This window comes from Bacteriovorax sp. BSW11_IV, assembly GCF_000447755.1.
In the GTDB taxonomy this organism is placed as follows: Bacteria; Bdellovibrionota; Bacteriovoracia; order Bacteriovoracales; family Bacteriovoracaceae; genus BSW11-IV.
This window is the reverse complement of record NZ_AUNE01000048.1, coordinates 1-9,305: the sequence shown is the minus strand read 5'-3', so window position 1 is coordinate 9,305 and position 9,305 is coordinate 1. Positions and strand designations below refer to the sequence as shown.

Here is a 9,305-nt window from a genome sequence, read left to right as displayed (position 1 = left end):
CCATTTGCTCCAACAGAGAAGTCCCATTAACTTGAATAAGTGTTTTAGGTCTATCAATAGTGAGATCACCCAGCTCCCCACCACGACTAGCTGCCAAAATTATAGCATTGGCCCCTTCATTTTTTTGAAAATATTTCTTCTCCGCTTCTTCAAGTTCAGCATCATTTTGGAGACGGAAAACTTCTTTCACAGTGACAACTTTTTCTTCAACATCTATTAAAGACTGCTGTTCAAAAATAGTCTTTGCTGTATCTTGCATAGATTTTACAGCAGACCTCATGAGGTGATTGGCCCAAATAACAGTTGAAACACCATGAGCCTTAAATTGAGGAGTTGGTGTCGAATAGTATTTCGTTGGAACAATGACTACAGGACATCTATTGCCCCATTCTTTCATAAAAGAGAAAATTTCATCGGGTGTTGCAAGCTTACTGTGCATTAAGATAGCATCTGCACCGGCCTGCCTATAGGCCTCAGCTCTTTTTAGGGCCTCTTGCAATCCCCACCCAGCAATAAAGGCCTCAACTCGCGCAACAATAACAAAGTCATCATCTCTCTTGGCATCTTGACCGGCCTTAATCTTCCCACAAAATTCATCAATATCAGCAAGAGGTTGTGCCTCACCTCTAAGAAAGCTATTTGTTTTGGGAAAAATCTTATCTTCAATACAAACACCTGCGATCTCACGACTTTCTAATTTTTTAACAAGGCGTCTCATATTGTTAAAATTACCATAACCAGTGTCCCCATCTAAAAGAATAGGAATTGTCGTGGCATCACTCATATATTCACAAACATCGAGAACTTGAGTCCATGACGCCTCATTGTTATCTCTGACTCCTAGTGAGGCCGAAATTGATAAACCACTCCCCCAAATACCTTTAAAACCGGCTTCTTCAGCAATTTTTGCAGAAAGGCCGTTATGGGCCTCCATCAAAAATTCTAATTCATTACTTAAGATCATGTTTTTTAACTGTGTTGATTTTTTCATAACTACCTCTTATAGAATTAGTCTCGCGCCCATATATGATCCAAGACCTACCATCAGTACACCACTCACCTTTACAAGATGTTTCATGTACTTCGTTCTAATAGATTCTTGGTATCGATGGACAATATAGGATAAGAATACGAACCATAAAAAAGAACCTAGGGCCAGGCCAAATGAAAGAAAGAAAATATTGAATTTTGAAAATTCAAAAAATCCTAAACTCTTCACAAAAGCACCTAATCCCGTCATGGTGATAATGAGAGTAGGATTTGATGTATACAAAACTACTCCCACAAAGAAAGAAGCGATCAATGTTTTGGTTTTCACTTCAGAATCGATCTTTTCTACTGTTTGAGTTTTCGTGAAAAATAGTTCCTTCACACCCATACTGAAAATAAAAATGATACCGAGTATTTGCAAAACTCTTGAAACATTATCAGAGAATTCAAATAGAGAAAGACCGCTCACGATAATAAAAAAATAGATAAAGTCCATCAACGATCCACCAAATGCGATGGCCAGAGCACTTTGTACTCCCTTTTTAATTTGCGTATTCACAACCCAAACATTGATGGGACCAATAGGAATACACATTAAAAAACCAATGATAAGACCTGTAAGCAGAGCAATCATGCAAGCTCCACCGATTGATTAAGACGCAACTGAATGATACCTACAAGAAAAGGTAAAAAAACAAAGACGCCAAGACTAAAATAATAAAATAATTCAATTCGATTAGTTATCAGAGCAAAGGCCATCACTGTTAAATGAGTCGATCCTGAACTAATGGCCCACAAAGGCAACATCTTCTCATTAAGCTTGACATACTTTTCAAGATCAATTTTCTTTAAGTGATCTTCTCGTTTTTGAACTTTAGTAAAACCAAAGAAAAAACGAATAAGAAAGCGCCAAAACAAGGTCCCATTTTTTTCTTCTAATTTTTTATATAAAATTTCATATTTTTCTTTTTCACTTTCACGCCACTGTTCATCTCCATTTTTAAAAGAAAAGAACTGCTTCTTATAAAAATTATAGATGCTAGCATTGGCAAAAATTGAGAGAGCACTCGCAAAGATCAACCATGGGTAATGGTTCTCAGAATTTTGCTTTAGACCAAAATAAAGACCAAAGAAAAAGAAACAATTTGAAAGAAGATCAACAAACATATCGATAAGCTCGCCAAGTTCAGAGCCGTTCTTTTTCAACCTGGCCACCATCCCATCACAACAATCGAAAATAGAAAAAAGAATGATTCCAACACCACCCCAGAAAAAACCATTTGCATCACCATTTACAAGGTGAAACCCTGAAAAAATGGCACATAAAAGGGCCAACAAAGAAAAATGATTTGGCGTTAAGGGTAATTTTAGAGTTGAAAATACACACAGGAAGGCCATGGGCCTATAGATTATATAATCAAATGGCTCTTCAAATTTAAATGGTCTTACATTCTGGTGGTACAACTTCGTAAACTTCATAACAACGACTACTTTTATTAACGTTCAAACTTTTCTTTGGCCATTTTGTAATCTTCTGGCGTATCGATTTCAATCCATTTACCACTGTCATTAAAATGAGTGCCTATATCGTGTTTTGGTAAAAATTCATTCAAAACGTGCTCCCAATTCTTATTCAAGTTCTCCTCTTTTTTTAAGAAACTTTCACAAGCATTTTTCAGAGCTTTTGTTGTATTATTACTGAATTTCAAAATACCAATCGCCTCTCCCTTAAACTCATAGCGAGAAAGTTCATCATCAGAGATTGCTCTCTTATCAACAGTCATTCGTACGTAATCATTTTTATCAACAAGAGCTTTTGCACATTCGATATCAGAAATATGACCTGGACCAATCAAGATTTGGTTTTCGACATTGTCTTTTAAGATATTTTCAAGCATAGACTTTTCGTAAATGAGATCAGCATCGAAAATAAGAGAACCCAATTCTTCAATATGTGAGATTCCAAGTAAGAGTGAGAATGTGTTACCGTAATTTCTAAAATCTTCATTCAAAAGATATTTGATCTTAAAATCATTCTCATACTTTTTAGCGGCCTCAGTAATCTCAGAGGCCTTGTAACCAAGAACTAAATTTACATTTTTAATCCCCACGGCGCGCCAAGTTTCAAAATGGTGATCGAGTAGAGTTTTTCCATTTATTTCTAGCAAACTTTTTGGTCTATCGGTTAAACCACTAATTCGAGACCCATGGCCAGCGGCCAAAAGAACTGCACAGTGATGACTTCCTACTTTCTGATCCATAGCCTCTCCATTGTCCTTTTCATCACTGAACCATTGCCAGCGAGATATTCATCAAAGTTAACGGCATCAAAAGCATCAGAAAAACATGTGCGACCATGAAGTACTTGGGCATCAATATTGATAAGAATATCGCCCTTATTCATGCGATAGCGCACTTGATTTTCAGATGAATTAGTAAGCGCATCTAGTACATCTAGAGCATAGAGTTGCTCTTTAGTTAGAGGCCTAGAGGCCTTTCTGTGGGCCGACTCCATATAGGGGCGCAGATGGCGAAACAATGGGAAACCTTTATCGTTGTAAGTAATTATAGGTGCTTCATACAAAGCATCTTTTACTCCACGCATTTCCCACATAAAATTCTCTTCCAAAGTTTGCAGGGCCTTTGGAAATCTTTCTTTTAATTGCTGCTGAACTTTAAGACCATCAACGATGATATTTTCACCACCAACTTCACCTTGCGACAAACAGCTTAAAAGCAAATAGTCCCATGCTTCGGGAATATTCACGTTATCAGTGTGAATACTTCCCCCTTCACGTGTTTGGTGATAGCGAGCACCATCGAACATTGACCCCAATCTGTCTCTGTCATAAACAGAGATCACCTTATCTCCATTTTCATTTTGAACAAGGAGCTCACCCATCACACTACCAATGAGAGGATTAAGTGTACGAAGCTCTTCAATGCTATAGCGATCAGAGTCGTTACCACAAAGAGAGAGGACATACGCCGTTGTTGTGGCGCAATCCATGTTCATCATCAACTTATCAATTAGTTTTAAAAATTCTGAACATTGCTTAAAGCGCTCCAGAGATTTATCTTCGCAAGACAAAAATGAGCGCAACTGTTCATGGGCCGCCGTATCTGGCGCAACGATTTCAAAAAATTGTGCAGTCATCCACTACTCCTAAATAATAAAAGGTAGTGTAGAACTTTATTTATAAACAAGGAAATACTAACAATGAAATTTGACTACAAAATCACAAAGACACGCCACGCATTGCAGTCTGTGGCGCATTAAAAAGGACGTTTCTAAAGATTTCTAAAGATAGGAAAGTGCTGTGCCATCAATTTAGCTTATAACGGCATGATACCATCACACTTGGAAGAGAGTTCAAAACTTCAATAAGGTTCTCACCTCTTGTATAATCACTAAGATTTACCTTAATAACAAAACGAAGATTTCCTTTTTTCTCAACACTTGAACCAAGTGCAATATCTTTTGGAGTCTCAAGAACTGTTACGTAATCTTTTAAAAGGAGATCCCACATCTTTTTCTCTACAAGAGCATCAAAACCCTCATCATTTGTCTTTACTGTCACATTAAAACGATCTTCATAAACGTTATCTGTCGCATATGAATAGTTGTAGCACTGGCTAAACAGTGTTTGTGCGAAAGAGCTTAGAGAAAGAAAAGTTGTCACTAGAACTAGAGCTGTTTTCATGGGAACCTCAAAATTTTACTTTTGAGGCTTTTAACAAATTCCCGTTAGTCCGTAAACTAACTATGTAGGATTTCCACAAACAAAGAGAGCACAGGAAGACCCACAGCAAAAAGAACACAAAGCACTGAATTTTTTAAATTTATTTTCATTTGGGCCCATGAACTCGGTGCCATGAGAACAGAGAGCATTCCAACAGAAAGCCCGATGGCATGAACCATATTGGCCATTCTCATATCAAAAAGATTAAACAATCCAAGAAAGAACCAAGCAATCATCATCATAACATCGGGTCTTGGCAGTCCATATGGGAAGTCTTTATCAAATAGACGCTTCATCCACAGATGACCTAGAAGACCGTAAACAACCCCTGAGAGTCCACCAAAGAGAGGTCCTGTCACAAGATATTGAAACGGATGTGAAATGATTGAAACGGCCAAAATAAAGAGGATAAGATATGTTGATCCTTTGGTTTTTTCCACCACTGCACCAAGATCCTTCCACCACAGCATATTAAAAATAATATGCATCCAACCAAAATGGAGAAAACTTGGAGTGATCAGACGCCACCACTGCCCTGCTTGTAATTCTGGAGCTAGTGCCACTTTTTTAAAACGCGAAAAAAGAAGCATTTCATAGAGATGCTCCATTCCAGCTAATTTCCAAAACAAAAACAAAGCAATACAACTTATGAGAACGACAATAGTCACAGGTCCCATATCCAATGATTTCATGGCCTGCCACTCTTGGGGGATATCATTTTGCTTTGGATAGGCGATTCCCATCAAAAGGCAGAAGATTTCAACAGCACGATCATGCTCTTTTTCATCGAAAATTACGATTTCATAGGCGCGAATATCTGGCCTATCTCTAAGCTCACAAGCTATGCCTTGGGCCTGTAACTCTTTTAAAATACTATGCCCTTTTTGAATATCCGCAACTTGTGCAATCCTAATACCTTCACTCAAGCAAAATTATCCCGGTTCTATTGATGTTATAATAAAGAGTATCATAAAGGCGCCGATAAGTGTTGTGAAAGCGCATTAGTTACGAGGAGGACAAATAATGGCACATGATATTACAAATAAAATTGAGCAAAGATTGGCCAAAGTTCTTCAAACAAATTCAGTTCAAGAAACAATGACATTCTTGAGAGCATTACAAAAAGAGCAGACTCCGTATTACTCTGCTGAACAAATTGAAGATATGGTTTATCTAGGTATCATCAAACTCCACAATGACAGAGTTCTTGATTATCTATGGTATAGCTATAAGAACGAACAAGCTCAAACAAGCTACCAAAGCTATTCTAAGGCCGCTTAAAAGGCCATAACAGAAGGTGGAAGAAATATAATTTTTCTTTCACCCGCCACTGTTTCAAACCAATTTCTATTTTTTCCTGATCTCTAAAAGTTCTCTGACCATAAGTTCTAAAAACTCTATCCCATAGAGAAAGAAAGAATCCGTAATTACTGTTCATCTCACTATTCTCGCTACTGTGATGAATTCTATGCATATCTGGCGTGACAATAAAAAAACGAATAAATCGATCTAGCCACTCTGGCAAATAAAGATTGGCATGATTGAAAAGCGCTCCACTACTTAAAAGAATCTCCCCTACAAAAACAGCATCGGCACTTAAACCAAAAATTGAAATTAGACCTACTTTATAGAAAGTTGAGGCCAGAAGCTCTAGAGGATGAAAGCGCAGGGCCGTGGTCGTATCAATGTGAAGATCACTGTGATGGACAGAGTGAAAGCGCCAAAAAAATGAAACCTTATGAGAGATCACATGCTGTAAGTAGATGCAAAAATCAAAAATTATAAGAGAGGCCCAAAAAGGCATCTGGCCCTGATGTTTTAAAGCGAAAGTATAGGGAATAAACGATTTAAAAAAGATACTTAAAATATAAAAGGCAAAGACCAAACTGAGGTTTGAGATCAAACGTTTTTTATCGAGACCATACACTCTTCTAGCAAAGAGTTGCTCTAAGACGAAGAACAGGACAAATGTAGCAAAAAAAATATAAACACGAATCATTGTATCCACTTTATCATCCTTTTATCGATGAGATCATTGATAAATATTATAAAATAGGGCAAAAAAACCCGTATTTTTATGCTAACCTATGAACAAATAGGTTTATTTTTAGCCTATTTCAAGGTATAGAGAAGCAATCTACCGAAATTATTGAATGAATTAATCCTGGTGACAATATGTTGAAGGTTAATAAAAAAATCGAATACGCCCTGATGGCGTTGAAATTCATGGCCGCCCGAGAAGATGGGACGCTCACTAGTGCGCGCGAAATTTGCGACAAATTCAACACGCCTTTTGATACCACTGCCAAAGTAATGCAGACCATGAATTCCAACGATATTCTCAAATCAGTTAAAGGAATTAAGGGCGGATACTCTCTTAATAAAAAACTCTCCGAGATTACATACATGGATCTTGTTCGCATGATCGAGGGTGTTGACGGAGGAAGCATTTGCCAAGGACACAAAGGAACTTGTGAGCTTTTTGGAACTTGCAATATCTCTACGCCAATGAAGAAACTTTACGAAAAAATAAATGAATACCTCGAGGGTCTATCTCTCGAAGAGTTGCTTTTAGAAAATGACTTCCCTACTCCAGCGGTTTCATTTGAAAAGAGCACAGACGTAGGACAACAGTAATGACAACAGAAAACTTTGCGGCCAGCGATTACAAGTATGGCTTCTACACAGACATTGAAACAGAAGAATTCCCGAAAGGTCTAAATGAAGACATTATCAGACTTCTTTCTGCAAAAAAGAATGAGCCAGAGTGGCTTCTAGAATACCGTCTAAAAGCGTTTAGACATTGGTTAACTCTCACCGCACCAACATGGGCAAAATTAGATATTCCTGAAATCGATTTCCAGGCCCTTTACTATTACGCGGCCCCAAAAAAGAAAGAAGATGCGCCAAAAAGTTTAGATGATATTGATCCAGAACTTTTAGCAACTTTTGAAAAACTTGGAATCCCTCTTTCTGAACAAAAAAGAATTTCTGGTGTGGCCGTAGATGCGGTATTTGACTCGGTATCAGTTGCCACAACATATAGAGAAGACCTAGAAAAAGTTGGCGTAATCTTTTGCTCAATCTCAGAAGCTGTAAAAGAGTACCCAGAACTGGTAAAAAAATATCTTGGTACAGTTGTTCCTTACTCAGATAATTTCTACGCGGCCCTTAATGCAGCTGTTTTTTCTGATGGATCATTTGTATACATCCCTGAGGGCGTCACTTGTCCGATGGACCTTTCGACATATTTTAGAATTAATGCAAAAGAAACAGGACAATTTGAAAGAACCCTTATTGTTGCCGATAAAGGAAGTTTTGTTAACTACCTTGAAGGGTGTACTGCACCTCAAAGAGATGAAAACCAACTTCACGCTGCCATTGTTGAGATCGTTGCTCTTGACGATTCAGAAGTACGCTACTCTACAGTTCAAAACTGGTACGCGGGTGACAAAGAAGGTAAAGGTGGGATCTATAACTTTGTAACAAAAAGAGGAAATTGCTTAGGAAGAAATTCTAAAATTTCTTGGACGCAGGTTGAAGCAGGTTCGGCCATTACTTGGAAATATCCAAGCTGTAACCTTATTGGAGACAACTCACAAGGGGCCTTCTACTCAGTTGCACTTACAAACAATAAGATGCAAGCAGATACTGGAACCAAAATGGTTCACATCGGTAAAAATACAAAAAGTACAATTATCTCGAAAGGAATCTCTGCTGAACAGTCTGAGAACAACTATAGAGGTCTTGTAAAAATCATGCCTAGTGCCACTGGTGCAAGAAACTACTCACAGTGTGACTCTATGCTTGTTGGAGACAAATGTTCTGCCAACACATTTCCATATATTGATGTAAAAAATAACACGGCCACCGTAGAACACGAGGCCTCAACAACAAAAATCAGTGAAGAACAACTGTTCTATCTACGCTCTCGTGGGTTGGACATGGAAAAATGTATATCACTTATCGTTAATGGATTTTGTCATGAAGTTTTCAAAGAACTACCACTGGAATTTTCAGTGGAGGCCGTGAAGCTTCTTGAAATGAAACTAGAAAACTCAATTGGATAATTTAAGGATATTAAGATGATTAAGATTGAAAACCTCCACGCTAAAGTAGAAGAAAATGAAATTCTAAAAGGTATTAACCTTAATGTTAAGGCCGGCGAAATTCACGCAATTATGGGACCAAATGGTTCAGGAAAAAGTACTCTTTCAAAAGTTATTGCAGGTCACCCGGCCTTTGAAGTAACTGAAGGAAGCATTGAATTTAATATCAATGGAAAAGATAAAGATCTTCTTGAACTAGAGGCCGATGAAAGAGCTAAGAATGGTATCTTTCTTGGTTTCCAATACCCTATTGAAATTCCAGGTGTAACAAATTTCAGTTTCTTGAAAGAATCTTTCAACGCTGTTTGTGAAGCACAAGGTGCTCAGGCCATGGATGATAAGAGTTTTAGAGAATTCATTGCGCCAAAGCTTAAACTTCTAGAGATGAGAGATGAATTTCTTGATAGACCAGTAAACACTGGTTTCTCAGGTGGAGAAAAGAAGAAAAATGAAATTCTTCAAA

The 9,305-nt window shown here is 37.7% G+C and carries 12 protein-coding genes; 4 read left to right on the top strand and 8 right to left on the bottom strand.

The window, feature by feature from the left end:
* The 7 genes from aepX to M899_RS17930 form a co-directional block, all read right to left on the bottom strand.
* Nucleotides 1-991: phosphoenolpyruvate mutase (aepX, locus tag M899_RS13500; RefSeq protein WP_021272022.1), on the bottom strand; the 991-nt coding region annotated here is incomplete at its 3' end.
* Nucleotides 992-1,000: 9 nt separating this feature from the next.
* Nucleotides 1,001-1,624, bottom strand: a complete 624-nt coding sequence (locus M899_RS13495) for a LysE family translocator (protein ID WP_021272028.1) — start codon at nt 1,622-1,624, stop codon at nt 1,001-1,003.
* Entirely contained in the window at nt 1,621-2,469 is an 849-nt protein-coding gene (locus tag M899_RS13490) for a CDP-alcohol phosphatidyltransferase family protein (protein ID WP_021272029.1), read from the bottom strand. Before M899_RS13490 ends, M899_RS13495 begins: the two co-directional genes overlap by 4 nt.
* A 17-nt stretch (nt 2,470-2,486) precedes the next feature.
* Nucleotides 2,487-3,251 (bottom strand): phosphocholine cytidylyltransferase family protein, encoded by a 765-nt coding sequence (locus M899_RS13485; protein WP_021272025.1) that lies wholly within the window; start codon nt 3,249-3,251, stop codon nt 2,487-2,489.
* Nucleotides 3,236-4,147: a TauD/TfdA family dioxygenase gene (locus M899_RS13480; RefSeq protein WP_021272024.1), complete on the bottom strand. Its 912-nt coding sequence runs from the start codon at nt 4,145-4,147 to the stop codon at nt 3,236-3,238. Before M899_RS13480 ends, M899_RS13485 begins: the two co-directional genes overlap by 16 nt.
* Before the next feature lie 169 nt (nt 4,148-4,316).
* The gene (locus tag M899_RS13475; RefSeq protein WP_021272031.1) at nt 4,317-4,694 is read right to left on the bottom strand and encodes a hypothetical protein; all 378 of its coding nucleotides are present in this window, start codon (nt 4,692-4,694) and stop codon (nt 4,317-4,319) included.
* Nucleotides 4,695-4,750: 56 nt separating this feature from the next.
* On the bottom strand, nt 4,751-5,659 hold the full coding sequence (locus M899_RS17930) for a rhomboid family intramembrane serine protease (protein WP_021272021.1): 909 nt from the start codon (nt 5,657-5,659) through the stop codon (nt 4,751-4,753).
* Between the two features lie 97 nt (nt 5,660-5,756).
* Here M899_RS17930 and M899_RS13465 point away from each other — a divergent pair, with 97 nt between their 5' ends.
* Nucleotides 5,757-6,014: a hypothetical protein gene (locus M899_RS13465; RefSeq protein WP_021272027.1), complete on the top strand. Its 258-nt coding sequence runs from the start codon at nt 5,757-5,759 to the stop codon at nt 6,012-6,014.
* On the opposite strand, the gene M899_RS13460 is transcribed toward M899_RS13465, so the two are convergent.
* Complete coding sequence (locus tag M899_RS13460; RefSeq protein WP_034729501.1) at nt 6,001-6,732, bottom strand: sterol desaturase family protein; 732 nt, start codon at nt 6,730-6,732, stop codon at nt 6,001-6,003. The two genes, M899_RS13465 and M899_RS13460, sit on opposite strands and share 14 nt — an antisense overlap.
* 176 nt (nt 6,733-6,908) lie before the next feature.
* Here M899_RS13460 and M899_RS13455 point away from each other — a divergent pair, with 176 nt between their 5' ends.
* The 3 genes from M899_RS13455 to M899_RS13445 form a co-directional block, all read left to right on the top strand.
* Nucleotides 6,909-7,370, top strand: coding sequence for an RrF2 family transcriptional regulator (locus tag M899_RS13455; protein ID WP_021272020.1), 462 nt, complete (start codon nt 6,909-6,911; stop codon nt 7,368-7,370).
* Nucleotides 7,370-8,803, top strand: a complete 1,434-nt coding sequence (sufB, locus tag M899_RS13450; RefSeq protein ID WP_021272023.1) for a Fe-S cluster assembly protein SufB — start codon at nt 7,370-7,372, stop codon at nt 8,801-8,803. Before M899_RS13455 ends, sufB begins: the two co-directional genes overlap by 1 nt.
* Before the next feature lie 15 nt (nt 8,804-8,818).
* A partial coding sequence (locus M899_RS13445) for an ABC transporter ATP-binding protein (protein WP_021272026.1) occupies nt 8,819-9,305 on the top strand: 487 nt, incomplete at its 3' end.

Excerpts from the sequence above, each read along its gene's own strand:
- M899_RS13495 (WP_021272028.1), bottom strand. The coding sequence starts at position 1,624 with ATGATTGCTCTGCTTACAGGTCTTATCATTGGTTTTTTAATGTGTATT.
- M899_RS13490 (WP_021272029.1), bottom strand. The coding sequence starts at position 2,469 with ATGAAGTTTACGAAGTTGTACCACCAGAATGTAAGACCATTTAAATTT.
- M899_RS13485 (WP_021272025.1), bottom strand. The coding sequence starts at position 3,251 with ATGGATCAGAAAGTAGGAAGTCATCACTGTGCAGTTCTTTTGGCCGCT.
- M899_RS13480 (WP_021272024.1), bottom strand. The coding sequence starts at position 4,147 with ATGACTGCACAATTTTTTGAAATCGTTGCGCCAGATACGGCGGCCCAT.
- M899_RS13475 (WP_021272031.1), bottom strand. The coding sequence starts at position 4,694 with ATGAAAACAGCTCTAGTTCTAGTGACAACTTTTCTTTCTCTAAGCTCT.
- M899_RS13465 (WP_021272027.1), top strand. The coding sequence starts at position 5,757 with ATGGCACATGATATTACAAATAAAATTGAGCAAAGATTGGCCAAAGTT.
- M899_RS13460 (WP_034729501.1), bottom strand. The coding sequence starts at position 6,732 with ATGATTCGTGTTTATATTTTTTTTGCTACATTTGTCCTGTTCTTCGTC.
- M899_RS13455 (WP_021272020.1), top strand. The coding sequence starts at position 6,909 with ATGTTGAAGGTTAATAAAAAAATCGAATACGCCCTGATGGCGTTGAAA.
- sufB (WP_021272023.1), top strand. The coding sequence starts at position 7,370 with ATGACAACAGAAAACTTTGCGGCCAGCGATTACAAGTATGGCTTCTAC.